The organism is Soonwooa sp. T0.1_25 (assembly GCF_057652215.1).
Map to the genome: position 1 here is coordinate 581,863 of NZ_JBYFBZ010000001.1, position 17,381 is coordinate 599,243.

Consider the following 17,381-nt stretch of genomic DNA (forward strand, 5'->3'; position numbering starts at 1 on the left):
GTGTTACTCTAAATGTACCCTTTTTCTGTAATAAGAATTCCCAAATGATTAAATGGTAGTTCGTTTTTTTATAGAAAATCCTGGCAAGTTAATTGTTGAATGTAGATTTCAAAATTTTATAAAAGAATGAAAAAATATATCGCTATTACTTTAATTTTAGCTTTAACATTGAGTTCTTGTAATAAAGTTGAAGAAAAAATCAACGAAAGCATCGACCAAGCCACAGAAACTGTAAAGCAAAAAGCCCAAGAGCAAGTAAAAGAAACCATGGATAAAGCCGTGAATGAAACGATAAATTCGGTTACTAATTCGCAAAACGTAAGTTTTCAAGAGGTTTTTCCAAATGCAAAAACGGATATTGTTTCCGATTTTAAAGGCAAAAAAATGAAATTTCCGAATGGAAGTCCAGCTTATTTCTTAAAATACAAAGCCGACAGAACTGAATTATTGCAATTAATGGCGGCTCAACCAACAGCCGACGAAGGAAAGTCTGATAAAGAAGCTCAAAAAATCGATGGTCAAAAGTTTATTGACCAACTAAGTTTCTTCGAGAAATTTATTCCAGATGGTGTTTTAGATACTAATTTTTTAGAAGAAATTAAAAGCGATAAATCAATAGAATTCTACAGAATCAAACGTTTTCCTAAAAAATCCACTATTATTGTTAATCCAAAAACAAAGCTTATTTATCAATTTGTTGAAGTTTCTTAAGTTTCTAAATTGCTTTTATCTTAAGAGAATTTAGATTTTAATTTTCGTCAAATTAAATTATGTGAAGCTTAAAAATGCGATAAAAAACCGTAATTTTAGGCTTTAATTCTATCAATATGACATTCAAAGTATATACGAAAACGGGTGACAAAGGCGAAACTGGATTGTACGGTGGAACAAGAATTTCTAAAGCAAGTTCGCGTGTGGAATCTTACGGAAACATCGATGAACTCAACGCTTTTATGGGTGTTGCAAAATCCTATGTTACTGATTCTAGAGTTTTAGAACAATTGAAGAAAATTCAGTTTGACTTGTTTACAGTTGGTTCCGAAGCAGCAACGCCAATTGATAAATTGTTTTTAGCCAACGGAAAAGCACGATTAGCCTTGGTAATTTCTGAAAAAGAAATTGAAGAATTAGAACACTGGATTGATGCTTTTGAGGAAGAATTAGAGCCTCTTCAGTATTTTATTTTGCCAGGTGGTGGAAAAGCGGCGACGCATTTTCATGTAGCAAGAACCGTTTGTAGAAGAGCCGAAAGAAGTATGGTTTTTTTGAATGAATCCGAAGAAGTGCGTCCAGAGTTGATAAAGTATTTGAATCGCCTGTCAGATTATCTTTTTGTGTTGTCGAGATATATTTCAAAAATTGAAAATGAGCCAGAGGAATATTGGAATCCGAATGACAGAATTTCAAAATAGATGAAGAAAGCATTACTTTATATAACTGGTGAACCACCGAAAAGTTTAGTTGATTTCTCGAAATATAATTTGGTCGCGTGCACAGACGGCGCGTTAAATTATCTGTTGAAATTTGATTCTGAAATTGTTTCAAAATTAGATTTTATTTCTGGTGATTTTGACTCACATATACTATTAGATTTAGGTGACGAAAAATTTATAGAAACGCCTGATCAAAACAAAACCGATTTTCAAAAAGCTTTGGAAATTATTTTAGAGAAAGGAATTGAAAACGTTGATGTTTACGGTGGAAGCGGAGGCGAAATGGATCATTTTTTAGGAAATTTAAGCGTTGCTGATTTTATGAAATCCAAAATGAAGATTCAATTTTTTGATGAGTTTTCGAGCTATTATTTTATCCCGAAAAATTTTGAAATTTCGGGTGTTAAGGATAAAATGATTTCGCTTTTTCCATTTCCAAAAGCCGAAAGTATTACAACAAAAGGATTGAAGTGGCCACTTTACAAAGAAAATTTAAAAATAGGAGAACGTATAGGAACGCGTAATGTCGCTGAAAATGATGTGGTTACAGTAAAGTATGAAAAAGGAAATCTCCTGATTTTTGTAGGATAATAAGTTTATCATAAAAAATTGTAAAAGGTGCATTTCGCATCTTTTTTTATTTAATTTTGTAATTGTATAATTTGTAAAATTAGGATTTAAGAAATGAAAATAAAATATTCGGAGTTAATTGATCAGACCCTTTATTTTCCTACACAAGAATTTAATGTTGAGGAGAATAAGTTGACCTTTCACGATATTCCTTTGATGGAGGTTGTCGAAAAGTACGGAACCCCTTTAAAACTCAATTATCTTCCGAAAATTTCTCAAAATATCCAACGTGCAAAAGGTTGGTTCAAAGAAGCTTTTGAAAAACACGATTATCAAAAAAACTATCGCTATTGTTATTGTACAAAGTCGAGCCATTTTGCATTTGTGTTAGAAGAAGCGATTAAAAATGATATTTCTATCGAGACTTCTTCGGCGTTTGACATGGATATTGTTAAAAGTCTTCATGATAAAGGAAAGTTTGATAAAAGTATCGAAGTAATTTGTAATGGTTTTAAAACCGATGATTATTTGACGAAAATTTCAGATATGATTAATTCTGGTTTTGAAAACATCACACCGATTTTGGATAATTATCGTGAGTTGGATAAGTTGACGGAGTCGATTGATACAACCTTTAATATCGGGATTCGTATTGCTTCTGAGGAAGAACCTAAATTCGAATTTTATACCTCTCGATTAGGAATAGGATATCGCGATATCATTCCTTACTACAGTCAAAAAATCGCTGAACATCCGAATGCTAGACTAAAAATGTTGCATTTCTTCATTAATACTGGTATTAAAGATACAGCGTATTATTGGAACGAATTGTACAAGTGTCTTCGCGTCTATGCACGTCTTAAGAAGATTGCGCCAGAAGTAGATTCTCTTAATATTGGTGGCGGTTTCCCAATTAAAACCTCTCTTAATTTTGATTACGATTATCAATATATGATTGATGAAATTGTTTCACAAATTAAAAAATTCTGCGACGAAGAAGGTGTTGAAGCACCAAATATCTATACCGAATTTGGCAGTTTTACGGTTGGTGAAAGTGGCGCTACGCTTTATAGAATCGTGTCACAAAAGCGTCAAAACGATAGAGAAAAATGGAATATGATTGACTCATCTTTTATGACGACTTTGCCAGATACTTGGGCGATTTCTCGTCACTTTATCATGCTTCCACTTAACCGTTGGGATGACACTTACGAGAGAGTTTTCCTTGGTGGATTAACTTGTGATTCTGATGATTATTACAACTCCGAGCAACATACCAACGCGATTTATTTGCCAGTATATAACGATACAAAGCCTTTATACATTGGTTTCTTCCATACTGGTGCTTATCAAGATACGATTAGTGGTTATGGAGGCGTGCATCATTGTTTGATTCCGCAGCCAAAACATATTTTAATTAATCAAGATGATGAAGGTAATTTTACCTATGAAGTCTTTCAGGAAGCGCAACAGCCGCAAGATGTACTTAAACTTTTAGGTTACTAAAAATATTAAAGGCAGGAATAATTTTCCTGCCTTTTTTTTAATCTTTATTTCTGCAATTTTCTGGAATTTTGTACATTAAGACTAAAGCCCAAATTTGTAATACACCTTGTACCGCGTTAGCTATCGTTAAGATTGGATCATTAAGAATATTCATCACAACAATAGGCATTGCTAAAGTCCCGACAACGACAAATCCCAATAATATAAATCTCATCCAGTCGACACCTTTTTGCATAAGGTATCCCATAATAAAAATAACAACTAAAGTTAAAAATGGAATTATATTATAAGCGGGATGTGGTAATTGGTCGAACTTCCATATAAAAATTCCTATCCCGATTGCACCGGAAAGATACACCAGATTCCCAGCTTTTATGTGATTTTTGTGGATATGGATTTCCTCCGTTTTTTTCTTGTCATTAATAAGAAGTCGAATTTGTTCTTCCTCTTGAATACTAAATTGGCGTCCTCTATTTTTTAAGATATTAAAAGCATATTCAATCGATTTTGAAACATATCGATCATTAGGAGAAATGTAAAGTTCTAATTCTTTATCATTTTTTTCCTCTAAAATTTTTCTATCTACATACATAACTTTGAAATTTTGTAATACCCAAGGTATAAAAATATAACTGATTATCAATGGATTGTAGTGTTAAAATTAAATGTTTGATAGATATGTTTAGGATTGTAATATGAATATTTGATATTGTTTAAATTAAATTCTCTCGATATACGTTTTATAAATCCAAATCTTGGTTTCGTTTTAGTTGAAATGCTGTGCAATTTTAGACAGTTCTAATTCTTCATAATTGTCAACTAAAATATTGGCTAATGTATAATCTTGGCCCAAAGTATGTTCGCTTTTGTAAGCGGCGCAAAAAATACCAGCGCGATGAGATGCTAAAATTCCGTTAGTTGAATCTTCAATCACCATACAATTTTCAATAGGTTCATTGGCAATTTCGGCAGCACGAAGAAATATTTCTGGATGAGGTTTTGACTCTTTGAGATCGGCCCCACTAATTTTTCCAACGAAAAATGGGTCTAATTTAAATTTATTAAAAACCATTTCAATAGTAGTATTGGAAGCCGATGATGCCAAAACCAATTTGATATCGTTGTCAAAATAATGTTGAATTAAACTCCTTACACCAGGAAGTAAATCGAACTCTGGATCGTTGTCGAAAAGTTCTTTAAAGATTTCTCGTTTCTTTTTTACTAATTCTTCCTTTTGAGCATCGAGATTGTATTTATCGATTAATTCTAGACAAACGCTATCGGTTGTGCGACCGGTAAATGTTTTGAACAAGGCTTCGCTGACATCCATGCCATAGTGTTTGAACATCCCGAAATAAGCTTTTCTGTGCAGAGGTTCGGTGTCTACGATAACACCATCCATATCAAATAATACGGCTTTAAGACTCATTTTTTTTCATTTTTACTAAGTGCAAAAATACTGAAAATTAATTTTTTAAGCCTAAAATCCAGTTCGAAACTATATCTAAAATTTTTGGTGAAATAGTTTCTGTAATCTCTCCGTATTCGTCAACACTTCCCGTTTTCGAAGTTTGGAAAAGATGATTGAGGCCTGCAATTTCTTCAGTTTTAAAATTTTTGTTACCAGCCTCAGTCAAAGCCCTTTTGATGACTTCCAGATTTGGTTTAGCAGAAACTTGTAAATCTAAACTTCCGTTAAGCGCTAATACAGGTATTTTGATTTTAGACCAATTTTCTGTTGGTTTGTATTGAAGGAAATAAACCATCCACGGTTGTGTTAGTTGAGAATATGCCGATTTTTCTTGTGGACCTAAATTTGGAAATGTTTGCGATAAAAAACTAGAAAAGTCAACAGTAATATTTTTGCCTTTATAATTTGCAATGTAATCAAACATTGCTTTTTTTTGGTCTAAATCTTTTTTAACAATATCTTCGGGTAGTCCCGCTTGTTTTAAAACATCTTCGTTTTGTTGATACATTAACTGATTAATTGCAACACCAGGACCTGCAAGAGAAACAATAAATTTTACATTTGGATTTTTGACGGCGACCATTGGCGCAATCATAGCACCTTCGCTATGACCAACTAAACCTATATTTTTATAACCGCGTTTTAATAAAAAATCCACTGCGGCATCGATGTCTCCTGCAAAGTTGGCGGATGTGTCACTTCGAGAACCCACCGAAGATTCGCCGATGCCACGATCATCAAGTCTTAATGTTGCAATTCCTTTTTTAGCAAAATCATCAGCGATGACAGCAAAAGGTTTGTGACCAGCAATTTCCCCATCTCGATTTTGAGCGCCAGAACCAGTTATTAAAATTGCAATGGGAAAGTCTTTTTGATCCTTTGGTAGACTAATAGATCCTGCGAGCGTATTTCCGTCTTTTGGATTTTTAAAACTAATATTTTCGGTGAGATAATCGAAAGGAGGTTTTGGTGTTTGAGGTCTATCGAGGACAGCGTTTTCTTGTTCTGTGTACGGAGTCAGAACCAAATCAAAGCTTAAGCCGCTTTGCATAAATTTTCCCGTGATTTTATTGTCTTTAAAAATACCGAGATAGGTGATGTTTAGTTTTTCTGAAACTAGATTTAGCTGATTTCCTAGAAAGTTAGCTTTTTCGATAGGAATGTCTTTTGCGCCTTGCTTTGGACTATCCATTGTTGCCTTAAGGTTTTCTGGAGTGCCACCAAGATTAATAATTAATGGAAGTTTTTGCCCCGAAAACACTAATTCGCCTTGCCATTTTCCGATGATAGTTTGCGCTAAAATCATAACATTTAACAACAAAAAACTGAATGTTAAAACTAATTTTTTCATAATTTGGATTTTATAATATTGAAAGGATAATGATCTTACTTAAAATCTCACCTATAATAAAAACACCTGCAAATGCTATATAATGCCAAGTTTTCTTAGCGTTAGTTGAAGTTTTAAAACCGAAAAACATTAAAGTAATTGCATAGGTTATTAAAGCAATACTAAGAATGGAAATCCAAATAATTGTCCCAGTTTCGTCAGGAGAAAATTGAATATTTCTGATACCGATTGATGGATCATTTATTTTTGCCTCAATACTCTTTATTGCAGGTAGATTTGTAAAGAACGGGAAAACATAGATCGGAATTCTGTACAGAAAAGATGTATTAAGAACATCAATCATTCTGGTTCTTGGATTAATGAAGCGACCTAAAATAAATAATAAGATACAAGGCAAAATAATGTTAATCATATTGGCAGTAATGGCCTCCGCATAAGTCAGCAAATAATAGGTGTGTGCATCGATCAAACCATCATAAACTGTAAAATAAAACTGTGAGATAAACGAACCGATAACGGCAGATATAAGGCCAATTAGCATAAAGGCTTTTGATGATATTTTGGCAAGCGGATTAAAAATATATGTCCAGTACATAGGTTATGATTTTAGGTTTTTGATTTTTTCGATGAGGTCGTCCATTTTGTTGCGCATAGTCGGGTAGGAGAGTTCTGCCTGTTTTGCCATCTCTTTGATGCTGCCGCTGTTTAGGAAAAATTCTAGGATAAGGTCTTGCTCGTCGCGGTTTAGTTTAAGATATAAGGGCAAATCATAATCGCCGTTGACGACAGTACTGCAGGTTTCGCAAGTCATTTGGCTGACGCGCAGTGTTGATTCGCAGCTTGGACAAAAGATGGGGAGTTTCATTATTTTAAAATTATATTTGATAAAGTTAAAAAATATTTTAATAAAGTTAAAAATATTTTTAATTAGAATGGATTTTATTTAAATCAAGCCATAAAAAAAGCCTCTCACAAGGAAAGGCTTTTAAGGTTTTTTAATTTATCAAACTTGAATAACCCCAAGATTAAATTTCTCGGTAATTGGAGCATGATCAGCCGCTTCGATACCCATGCTTATCCATTTTCTAGTGTCAACAGGATTAATAATGGCATCTGTCCAAAGTCTTGCCGCTGCATATTTAGGATCGATTTGTTTTTTATAGTTGGCAACGATTTTATCCAAAATCTCTTTGCGTTCTTCTTCGGTAATTTGTTTGCCTTGCTTCTTAAGCGCAGATTCTTGAATTTGTAATAAAACAGTCCCTGCTTGTTGGCCGCCCATTACAGCAAGCTCCGCCCAAGGCCAAGCAACGATTAATCTTGGATCGTAAGCCTTTCCGCACATTGCGTAATTACCAGCACCATAAGAATTACCGGTAATAATAGTAAATTTCGGAACAACAGAATTTGAAACCGCATTTACCATTTTTGCTCCGTCTTTGATGATGCCACCATGCTCAGATTTAGAACCGACCATAAAGCCCGTTACGTCTTGCAAGAAAACCAAGGGAATTTTTCTTTGGTTACAATTTGCGATAAATCGCGTTGCTTTGTCGGCAGAATCTGAGTAAATAACACCACCAAATTGCATTTCGCCTTTTCCGCTTTTCACTAATTTTCTTTGGTTAGCAACGATACCGACACTCCAGCCATCGATACGTGCTGTACAGCATACGATGCTTTTTCCGTAGTCTGCTTTGTATTCTTCGTATTCAGAATTGTCAACCAGACATTTAATAATATCAAAAGTGTCATATTGTTCTGAACGGTCCACAGGCATTATTCCGAAGATATTTTCTGGATTTTCTTTTGGTGGTGCGCTTTCGATACGGTCAAATCCTGCTTTGTTGTAACCGCCAATAGATTTCATAATCATTTTGATACGATCTAATGCGTCTTTATCATCTTTGGCTTTGTAATCTGTAACACCCGAAATAGAGCAATGCGTCGTTGCACCACCCAATGTTTCATTGTCAATAGATTCTCCGATGGCTGCTTTTACAAGATAACTTCCTGCAAGAAAGATACTGCCCGTGCCATCAACGATCATCGCTTCGTCACTCATAATTGGTAGGTAAGCGCCTCCCGCAACACAACTTCCCATAATGGCAGATATCTGAACAATGCCTGCAGAACTCATTTTTGCATTGTTTCGGAAAATGCGTCCGAACATTTCTTTATCAGGGAAAATTTCGTCTTGCATTGGAAGATATACACCTGCAGAATCTACTAGATAGATGATCGGAAGTCTATTCTCCATTGCGATTTCTTGTGCACGTAGATTTTTCTTACCAGTAATTGGGAACCAAGCACCAGCTTTTACCGTTGCATCATTCGCAACAACAATACATTGCTTGCCAGAAACATATCCAATGACCACAACTACGCCACCAGATGGACATCCGCCGTGCTCTTCGTACATGTCGAATCCTGCAAAAGCGCCAACTTCTATGCTGTCGGAGTTTTTGTCAAGAAGATAGTCGATACGTTCGCGCGCAGTTAATTTGCCTTGGTCGTGTTGCTTTTGTAAAGCTTTGTCGCCTCCGCCTTTTTTTATTTGGTTATAAAGTCTATTTATTTCTGAAAGTTTCAGTTTGTTTTGATCTTCACGCTTGTTGAATTCTAAATCCATTTTATAATTTTTCTTAGAGTCTAAAAATACTTGTTTTTATAGATACGGACAAAATTTGATCTTTGATAATCTCATTTTTAAGAAAAAAACTATTTTTGAAAACTAATAATCATGTCTTAAATGGACTTTTTGCAATTTTCTATCGGCGCATATAATGTTACAAGTTTTGTAATCGGGATTTTATTGATTTTGGCCTTTTTCTACTCATTGCGAAAAAGCAACTCTTCTGATAAACTTAACCTTAGACTGCTTGGGATTTTCAGCTTAATAAGTGGCGTGCATACGTTGAAGAGTGTTATTGAATCAGTGTTTTTTCCACCTGAAGGGAATTCAGTTTCGATTTCGGATAATTATATTGATTTTGTCAACTGTACTTTTGTTATTATTTTTTGCAAAATTTTTTACGATTTATTTAGTACTTCGAGCGTTTTAAAAACTTTAGTTATCGTACTTGGGACGTTGAGTCTTTCTTTTTTTGCCATGACTATTTTAGGTCACGAAAACATTACTATAAACAACTATAATGCTTACGCCGTAATTTTTATGAAATTAATGTTTATTAGTTTTTGTATTGGTTATGTTATTTTGCAACTTAAAAATGAAGAAGCCTTTAATTTTAAATATTTATTGCTTTGCGTCGGCTTATTAACCTATTTTTCGTTTACGTTATTGGATGATATCGTTGTTAATTTCTTGTTAAATAATGCGTTACAAAATAATGGTGTTGTTTATTTTATGCTGTCATTTATTATTTTTGAATTCCTATTTGCCTGTTTTATGTTTTATTTTATCTGGAATTTTAACAAGTTTAAGACTAATTACTAATTTTTAAAATAGAGGGTTTTTACCTAATCAAATTTGCAATTAACTGTGTAAATTTCGATTTTAATTTTTGTTATGAACTACTGGCAAGATCCAAGCAATTTTCTGTTAATTATTATATTTATTCTTATAGTGATTGTCTTGTTGGTGGTGACAACCGTTAGCGTTATTTATATTTCTTATCATCGTCTTTTAAAAAGTAAGGAAGCCGAACATCATAAAACTTTGGAACATGAGAAAAAACTTCTCAATGTCAGTCTCGAAGCGCAAGAAAGGGAGAGAGAGCGTATTGCTGCAGACTTGCACGATAATATTATTAGTAAACTAACGATCATTAGACTGAAGTCCGCCATGGGAACAGTTTCTAAAGAGCTGGATTATCTCTTGGGAAATACAATTGACGAGTCGCGTAGGATTTCTCATGACCTTGCGCCACCTTTGTATGAAAACAAAACTTTGGCAGATGTTATTCGAAGTGTTTTAGAAAGTTGGGAAAGTATTTATATTGTTAAATTCTACATTGTAGCAGATGATGATTTAGTAGTTGATAAAAATACGAAATTGCAAATTGTCAGGATTTTGCAAGAGCTTCTTAATAATATCCACAAACACGCAAAAGCTAGTGAGATTAAAATGATCATTAGGATTAAAAAAGATCGAATTTCGTTTGTTTTACAAAATGATGGCGTCGGTTTTTCTAAAACTGAAGGAAAGGGTATTGGTCTTCAAAATATCGATTTGAGAGCGAATCAGCTTAACGCAAAATATAAATTTAGAACCAAACAAGATAAAGGTACACGCTTTATCTTTGATATTTCTTATGAAAAAATTTCGCATAGCAATAGTAGATGACGATTATCTTATCGTAAGTCTTTTGAAAAGTTTTCTCGAGCAAGATCTGCAACTGGACGTTGTTTTCGAAACTACAGACGGTTACCAATTGCTTCAACATCTTGAAGCGGGCGCCGAGATTGATGTTCTTCTTTTAGATTTAAAAATGAAAACAATCGACGGTCTCGAGGTGCTTCGTCATATTAAAGTCAAAAATTTTGATTTGAAGATTATCGTTATTTCCAGTCATTATCAAGATAATTCGGTTGGTTTTATGGTAAAGGAAGGCGTTTCAGCATTTATACCGAAAGGGATGTCACCTTTTGATTTGGTTAATGTTATAAAACAAGTTGCTGTGACTGGTTTTTATTTTAAACCTGATCAAGTTGAAGCTTTGCGCGATCAAATATCCAGTCGTTCTCCAAAGCCGATTTTAGAGTCAGATGAAAGTATTTCGGATCGTGAGATAGAAATCATCAGGCAGCTTTGCCAACAACGTACAGCAAAAGAAATAGGCGAAACATTGTTTATTTCTCAAAAAACTGTAGAAGGTCACAAGTCGAGATTGTTTGCAAAAATCGGTGTTAAAAATGTGACTGGATTGGTTGTCTATGCGTTACAGAAGAATATTGTAAAACTCGAAGAATTGCCACTTCAATAAAATAGTAAAAACCCCTCATTTTAAAATTGAGGGGTTTTTACTTAAAGTTTTGTTAAAATCAATGTCTAATTTTGACACAGAAACTAATAGCCCAGAAAACATTTTTAAAAACTAATTAACCAAAAATCCCCACTTCAATCGAGGTGGGAATTTTATTTTTATAGATTTAAGCTTTCTTTTTACGCATTCTCATATTTAAGAATTCTACGACCAGCGAGAAGAAAATTGCAAAATACAGATAACCTTTTGGTACTGCGCCAACTTCTTGTCCGCCAAGTACAGCACCTGATAAGTGCATACTTTCTGTAATCAGCATAAAACCAATCAAAATTAGAAAAGCCAATCCAAGAATTTGGATCGATGGATTTTGATTAACGAAATTACCAACTGGCACAGCAAACAACATCATAACACCAACCGAAATTACAACGGCCGTTATCATAATCGGAAGTGCGCCGTGTAAGCCATTTGTCATCCCAACTGCCGTCAAAATACTGTCAACCGAGAATACCAAGTCGATTAACAAAATCTGAAAAATAATATTTCCGAAAGATTTTGCGCCAGATCCGGTTGCTAATTCTCTTTCTTGCTCGCCTTTGGCGTCAACTTTTTCGTGGATTTCTTTTGTACTTTTATAGATTAAGAAAATACCTCCAGCTAATAATATCAGCGCTTGACCAGTAAAATCTGCACGAAACCATCCCCAATCGAATCCGAAAAGTGTTGTCTTCATCGCGATAAGCCATGTAATCCCGAATAATAAAGCGATTCTCATGAACATCGCTAAAAAAAGTCCAATTCTTGTGGCACGTTTGCGTTTTTCGGGAGGAAGTTTTCCGGTGACAATGGAGATAAAAATGATATTGTCAATCCCTAAGATAATCTCCAAAAATGTTAGGGTCAGTAGTGCAATGAGCGCATCTACAGAGGTGAAAATTTGTAAAAATTCCATTCTTTTATTTTTGCAAAAATAACTTAATTATGCCTAAGTTTGTATTAAATCTTACAAACCCGTTTTAATAATGTTTAGTTCGCATTTATTTCGATTACATTTAATTGTTTTTTTGTGGGGGTTCACCGCAATTTTAGGAAAGTTAATTCAGATAGATGCCTCGTCATTAGTCTTTTTCAGAATGCTTTTCACAGCATTTTTTTTATTTATCTATTTAAGGTTTTTTAAAAAGGAAAGTTTAAAAATTGATAAAAAAACATTGCTCCGTTTAGTAGCCATTGGCAGTGTGATGGCGGCGCATTGGTTTTTCTTTTTTGAGTCTATTAAAGTATCGAATGTATCCATTGCATTGTCGTGCTTGTCATTGTCTACCTTGTTTGCGGCCGTTATAGAACCTATTATTTTTAAAAGAAAAATAGATTGGGTTGAGATTCTTATCGGGATTGTGATTGTTGTCTGTATTTTGTTGATTTTCAATGCAGAGTTTAAATATAAACTGGGGATTTTCTATGGGATACTTTGTGCGCTTTGCGGTACTATTTTCTCGGTTCTTAATGGTAAAATGTTTGGTAAAACATCATCAGGCAATATTATCTTTTATGAAATCTTTGGAGGATGGCTTGTTATTTCGGCGGTTTTCTTGTTAACGGGACAATTATCTTTTGCGCATGAAATAAGTTTACATGATTATGCGTTAGTAATTTTATTAGCAAGTGTTTTCACAGCATATCCAATGTTCGAAAGTATCAAGCTAATGAAGTATATTTCGCCATTTACATTAATATTAACTGTTAATCTAGAACCAGTCTATGGGATTATTTTAGCTTTTTTTATCTTTGGATCTTCAGAACATATGAGTCCGATTTTTTATATCGCCTCAGCTGTGATGATTTTGTCCATTGTAGTTAATGGTTTAATAAAATCTAAAAGGAAGAAAGCCGCAGAATTGCTGGAAGCCAATAAGATCGTTGATTAATGAAAAGATATTTATTTTTTATATGCCTCTTGGCGCTTAGTTTAGTAGAAGCTCAGATTATTAGAAAATATTCTAATGAATTTTTAAATATTGGAGCTGGTGCACGTGGTCTCGGGATGGGCGGCGCGGTTATATCTAACCAAGAAGATGTCTATGCGCCAATGTGGAATCCTGCAGGTCTTAACGGTATAGACCGAGATTGGCAAGCTTCTGCAATGCACGCAGAATATTTTGAGTCTATTGCTAAATACGATTACGTTGCTTTTGCAAAATCTGTAGAAAGTGGAGTTTTTGGGATTTCGTTAGTGCGTCTTGGCGTAGATAATATTCTTAATACGACGCAAATGATCGATCCGGAAGGGAACATCGATTATGATAAAATATCCTCTTTCTCGACGGCAGATTATGCAGCAATCTTGTCTTATGCCTTTTATCCTGCGGGCAATCAAAGATTAAGTTTGGGTGCTAATGCCAAAGTTGTCTACCGTAATGTTGGTAAATTTGCGAGTGGTTATGGATTCGGGTTTGACCTTGGTGCAATCTATAAAAGCGAATCTGGCTGGAATTATGGTGCCATGTTGCGCGATGCAACAACAACAGTTAACTTCTGGACAGTTAATCAGAAAGAGTTATCAGCGGTGGTTAATGGGGAAGAGTTTAACCCTGCGCCAAAAGATAAAATGGAAATTACGATGCCAAAGCTTAATGTTGGAGCAAGCCGACTTTTCGAGATTAATCGTGATCTGAAACTTCTTCCCGAAGCTGGAATTAATGTTGATTTTGCTAAAACACCTTCTTTGATTTCGACCGATTTTGCGAGTATTACGCCTTATGCTGGTGCCGAACTTACTTTTCAAGATATGATTTTTGTGAGATTGGGAGTTAACCAATTTAGTAATATTACAGACATCGAAAGCTTAAAACGAAAAATGTCCTTCCAACCGAGCGCTGGTATCGGTATAAAATACAAAGGTCTGACTTTAGATTACGCCATTACAAATTCTGGAATTGGCGGGTCTAATTTTTATTCAAATTTCTTTTCTCTAAAACTGGATATGCAGGATTTTAGAAACTAAATTTTCACTTATTTTCTAGATTTTAAGAAAGTTGAGAAATGTCATATTAACTTAAGTCTGGCTAAATCAATTAGTTAGACTTTTTTATTGATCGTTTATTTAGAATTATTAAAAATAAATTTGCAGAAATGTTAAATATTTATAAATTCGCATCGTTATTTTAAATCTTTCTAAATAAATATAACGTGAACAAGAAAATATTTAGCCTCGGTTTAATCGCAATTTCAGGATTGGTTTTCAGTCAAATGAAATATGAAGCGGTAAGTGATACAGTGAAGATTCAACAGATTGAAGACGTGCTTCTTCATAAAACTGGTAATCCTAACAAAGCAAAACCTTTGTCGTCGAAGTCTAACTTGACTATGATGGAAACGCCTCAACCCGTAGCGATTGTAACGCACGAGATTATTGAGCAGCAACAGTCTAAGCAGTTAAGCGATGTTTTGCAAAACGTTAACGGTGTATATATTACTTCTTCTCGTGGTAATTCGCAAGACAGTTTTGGAGGTCGTGGTTTCCAATTAGGAAATGATAATATCTTCAAAAATGGAGGTAGAATGAATAGTGGTGTTTTCCCAGAGGTTAGCGGTCTAGAAAGAGTTGAGGTGCTGAAAGGTGCTAATGCAATGATGTTTGGTAACACGGCTGCTGGAGGTGTTATTAACTTAATTACAAAAAAACCTCGTTTCCATTTCGGAGGAAGTGCTTCGGCAAGCGTTGGAAGTTGGAATAGCTATAAGCCAACTATCGATGTTTATGGACCTTTGTCTAAGAATGTTGCTTTTCGTGTGAATGGTGCTTACGAGTATGCAGATAGTTTCCGTGATGTTGTTCATTCAGAAAAATTTTATTTCAACCCGTCGTTTATATTTAATTTAGGAGAAAGATCACAATTAATTGTTGAAGCTGATTATCTTAAAAACGATTCTACGCCAGACTTCGGAATTGGATCGATTACAGAAAGAAATGGTGGATACAAATTGATCGATTGGATACCAAGAAATACTTTTTTCGGTACTGATTGGCAGTATCAAAATGTACAACAAACATCAACCAATGTTACATTTAATCATCAGTTAAGCGAAAAGTGGACTTTAAATGTTATTGGTACTTATCAAAACTATACAAAAGATTACTTCTCAACAGAAAGAGTAGCATGGAGCTATGCATCAGATGCAGCTACTAGATTATCTTGGAAAATGCCATTTAATAAAACTTATGCTGAGCAAAATTATGGTTCTGTGCAAGCTAATATTAATGGTGAATTTAATACCGGAAGTATTGGACACAAAGTGTTAATTGGTGCTGATGCAGATTATAATCAAGCAGATTCTTACACTTACAATTTAACAAATACGCCTAACAGAATTCTTTATTTAGATGATGCATCAACATGGGGTAATACAGATATTGATAAGCCAACAGCGACGCTTAATCAAAACAATAGATCAAGAACTAGACGCGTTGGTGCATATGTTCAGGATTTTATTAGTCTTACTAACCAATGGAAAGTTATTGCAGGTCTAAGATGGTCATATATTGAGAATATGCCGACTATTAACACTGTATTTGCAAGCGGTACAAAGACTTTTACTAAAAATTCGTCAACTTCAGATCAAGCATTTTCTCCAAAATTAGGTATTGTGTATATGCCAAATGATGATTTGTCTGTTTTCGCAACTTATACCAATTCGTTTGCAACTAATGCTGGTTATACGTCAGATCAAATCAATACTGTTGATTTTTCTCAAAGTGCAGACGATATAAATATAGCATTGAATAAACTTCCAAAACAAGCTATCAAACCGACAACTGTAGATCAATATGAGATTGGTGCTAAAAAGAATTTCTGGAACAATGCTGTTGCTATTAATTTAAGTTTATACCAAATTAATTATAATAATTATTACCAAACATTCTGGTTTTTAAATCCTAGCAAGCCTGCAACTCCTGCTCAAAATGCCGCAGATTCACTATTAAAAGAAGAAGCTGGTAAAATGAGAAGCCGTGGAGTGGAGTTAGATATTACTGGTAATCCTACACAAAACTTATCTATTATTGGAGGTTTTTCTTATAACAACTCTGTGTATCTAGACACACCGGAAAAAGGATATGTTGAAAACCAAAGATTGGTAAGAACGCCTGCAACAACAGCTAATTTGTCAGTATTTTATAAATTCGAAAATACGCTAAAAGGACTTAGATTAGGTGCTGGAGCTTATTACATCGGTGATCGTATTGCTGGATGGAATGATTCTAAATCTACAACTGTTAATAGAAAAGATGTTTCTCGAATGATGGATCTTAAAGATTACACAACAGTATCTTTCTCTGCTGGTTATGAGTGGAAGAAATTCATGATCCAAGCGAAAGTTAACAACCTGTTCGATGTGGTTAATTACAATGTTCATGAGAATTATTCGGTTAATCCTATTGCACCTAGAAATTATTATGTTACTTTGACATACAAATTATAATATTTACTAGAATTAAATTTTTCATATCAAAAAGTGGAGGCTTATTAGCTTCCACTTTTTGGGTTTTCAAATAAAAAAATAAATACAGAATGGATAAGATTAAAAACACCAAAACCTTCATGAGAATTGTACACCGTTATTTGGGCTATTTTTTAGCAGGAATAATGACGGTGTATGCCATTAGCGGGATTTTGTTGGTCTATCGCGATACCGATTTTCTTAAAAAAGAAGTTAAATACGAAAAGAAATTCGAGGCTAATCTTGATGAAAAAGCACTTGGTAAAGTAATAAAAATCAAAGGTTTTGAAGTTGATAAGACTGAAAACGGCATGATGTACTTCAAACAAGGGACTTATAATATCGCAACGGGTGAAGCTAAATATTCTAAAAAAGAATTGCCTTTCGTTTTAGATAAAATGACAAAACTGCACAAGTCGCAATCCAAAGATACATTGTCGCCGCTCAATACTTTCTTTGGAATTTCATTGTTCTTCTTTGTAATTTCGAGTTTTTGGATGTTTAATCCTAAGACCAAAGCTTTCAAACGTGGGATTATTTTCACTGCAATTGGTTTGGTATTAGCTTTAGCGATGCTATTTATTTAAAAAAAATATCTGAACTTG

At 34.2% G+C, this 17,381-nt stretch carries 18 protein-coding genes; 11 read left to right on the forward strand and 7 right to left on the reverse strand.

Annotated elements, in window-relative coordinates; translation table 11 throughout:
- Positions 1–126: 126 nt before the first annotated feature.
- The 4 genes from AC23MB_RS02820 to AC23MB_RS02835 all read left to right on the forward strand — a co-directional run bounded on the left by AC23MB_RS02820 (position 127) and on the right by AC23MB_RS02835 (position 3,509).
- Positions 127–711: a hypothetical protein gene (locus AC23MB_RS02820; RefSeq protein ID WP_487786467.1), complete on the forward strand. Its 585-nt coding sequence runs from the start codon at positions 127–129 to the stop codon at positions 709–711.
- A gap of 116 nt (positions 712–827) precedes the next feature.
- Positions 828–1,412: a cob(I)yrinic acid a,c-diamide adenosyltransferase gene (locus AC23MB_RS02825; RefSeq protein WP_487786468.1), complete on the forward strand. Its 585-nt coding sequence runs from the start codon at positions 828–830 to the stop codon at positions 1,410–1,412.
- The gene (locus AC23MB_RS02830) at positions 1,413–2,024 is read left to right on the forward strand and encodes a thiamine diphosphokinase (protein ID WP_487786469.1); all 612 of its coding nucleotides are present in this window, start codon (positions 1,413–1,415) and stop codon (positions 2,022–2,024) included.
- 93 nt (positions 2,025–2,117) lie between these two features.
- A complete protein-coding gene (locus AC23MB_RS02835; protein ID WP_487786470.1) occupies positions 2,118–3,509 on the forward strand; it encodes a type III PLP-dependent enzyme domain-containing protein in 1,392 nt (463 codons plus the stop codon).
- 37 nt (positions 3,510–3,546) lie between these two features.
- Here AC23MB_RS02835 and AC23MB_RS02840 read toward each other — a convergent pair whose 3' ends face one another.
- The 6 genes from AC23MB_RS02840 to AC23MB_RS02865 all read right to left on the reverse strand — a co-directional run bounded on the left by AC23MB_RS02840 (position 3,547) and on the right by AC23MB_RS02865 (position 8,963).
- Complete coding sequence (locus AC23MB_RS02840; RefSeq protein WP_487786471.1) at positions 3,547–4,101, reverse strand: hypothetical protein; 555 nt, start codon at positions 4,099–4,101, stop codon at positions 3,547–3,549.
- 174 nt (positions 4,102–4,275) lie between these two features.
- Positions 4,276–4,938, reverse strand: coding sequence for an HAD-IA family hydrolase (locus tag AC23MB_RS02845; RefSeq protein ID WP_419311344.1), 663 nt, complete (start codon positions 4,936–4,938; stop codon positions 4,276–4,278).
- A gap of 37 nt (positions 4,939–4,975) precedes the next feature.
- Positions 4,976–6,331 (reverse strand): alpha/beta hydrolase family protein, encoded by a 1,356-nt coding sequence (locus AC23MB_RS02850; protein WP_487786472.1) that lies wholly within the window; start codon positions 6,329–6,331, stop codon positions 4,976–4,978.
- A 10-nt stretch (positions 6,332–6,341) separates the two neighbouring features.
- Positions 6,342–6,926, reverse strand: coding sequence for a hypothetical protein (locus AC23MB_RS02855; RefSeq protein ID WP_409508558.1), 585 nt, complete (start codon positions 6,924–6,926; stop codon positions 6,342–6,344).
- A gap of 3 nt (positions 6,927–6,929) precedes the next feature.
- Positions 6,930–7,196, reverse strand: coding sequence for a DUF2089 family protein (locus tag AC23MB_RS02860; RefSeq protein WP_409508557.1), 267 nt, complete (start codon positions 7,194–7,196; stop codon positions 6,930–6,932).
- Positions 7,197–7,334: 138 nt separating this feature from the next.
- Complete coding sequence (locus AC23MB_RS02865) at positions 7,335–8,963, reverse strand: acyl-CoA carboxylase subunit beta (RefSeq protein WP_313215948.1); 1,629 nt, start codon at positions 8,961–8,963, stop codon at positions 7,335–7,337.
- Between the two features lie 129 nt (positions 8,964–9,092).
- Between AC23MB_RS02865 and AC23MB_RS02870 the strand changes: the two genes are divergently transcribed.
- From AC23MB_RS02870 to AC23MB_RS02880, 3 genes are all read left to right on the forward strand, one after another.
- The gene (locus AC23MB_RS02870) at positions 9,093–9,788 is read left to right on the forward strand and encodes a hypothetical protein (protein WP_374328973.1); all 696 of its coding nucleotides are present in this window, start codon (positions 9,093–9,095) and stop codon (positions 9,786–9,788) included.
- Positions 9,789–9,860: 72 nt separating this feature from the next.
- Complete coding sequence (locus AC23MB_RS02875) at positions 9,861–10,637, forward strand: sensor histidine kinase (protein ID WP_487786473.1); 777 nt, start codon at positions 9,861–9,863, stop codon at positions 10,635–10,637.
- Complete coding sequence (locus AC23MB_RS02880) at positions 10,606–11,277, forward strand: response regulator (RefSeq protein ID WP_487786474.1); 672 nt, start codon at positions 10,606–10,608, stop codon at positions 11,275–11,277. Before AC23MB_RS02875 ends, AC23MB_RS02880 begins: the two co-directional genes overlap by 32 nt.
- A 166-nt stretch (positions 11,278–11,443) precedes the next feature.
- Here the strand turns inward: AC23MB_RS02880 and AC23MB_RS02885 are convergent, their stop codons facing one another.
- The gene (locus AC23MB_RS02885; RefSeq protein WP_487786475.1) at positions 11,444–12,229 is read right to left on the reverse strand and encodes a TerC family protein; all 786 of its coding nucleotides are present in this window, start codon (positions 12,227–12,229) and stop codon (positions 11,444–11,446) included.
- Positions 12,230–12,299: 70 nt separating this feature from the next.
- Between AC23MB_RS02885 and AC23MB_RS02890 the strand changes: the two genes are divergently transcribed.
- The 4 genes from AC23MB_RS02890 (at position 12,300) to AC23MB_RS02905 (ending at position 17,363) form a co-directional block, all read left to right on the forward strand.
- Positions 12,300–13,205 carry a DMT family transporter gene (locus tag AC23MB_RS02890; protein ID WP_487786476.1) on the forward strand — a complete coding sequence of 302 codons (906 nt, stop codon included), beginning with the start codon at positions 12,300–12,302 and terminating at the stop codon, positions 13,203–13,205.
- Entirely contained in the window at positions 13,205–14,281 is a 1,077-nt protein-coding gene (locus tag AC23MB_RS02895; RefSeq protein WP_487786477.1) for a putative type IX sorting system protein PorV2, read from the forward strand. Before AC23MB_RS02890 ends, AC23MB_RS02895 begins: the two co-directional genes overlap by 1 nt.
- 185 nt (positions 14,282–14,466) lie before the next feature.
- Positions 14,467–16,758, forward strand: coding sequence for a TonB-dependent siderophore receptor (locus AC23MB_RS02900; protein WP_487786478.1), 2,292 nt, complete (start codon positions 14,467–14,469; stop codon positions 16,756–16,758).
- 89 nt (positions 16,759–16,847) lie between these two features.
- Positions 16,848–17,363, forward strand: coding sequence for a hypothetical protein (locus AC23MB_RS02905; protein ID WP_487786479.1), 516 nt, complete (start codon positions 16,848–16,850; stop codon positions 17,361–17,363).
- Positions 17,364–17,381 lie beyond the last annotated feature (18 nt).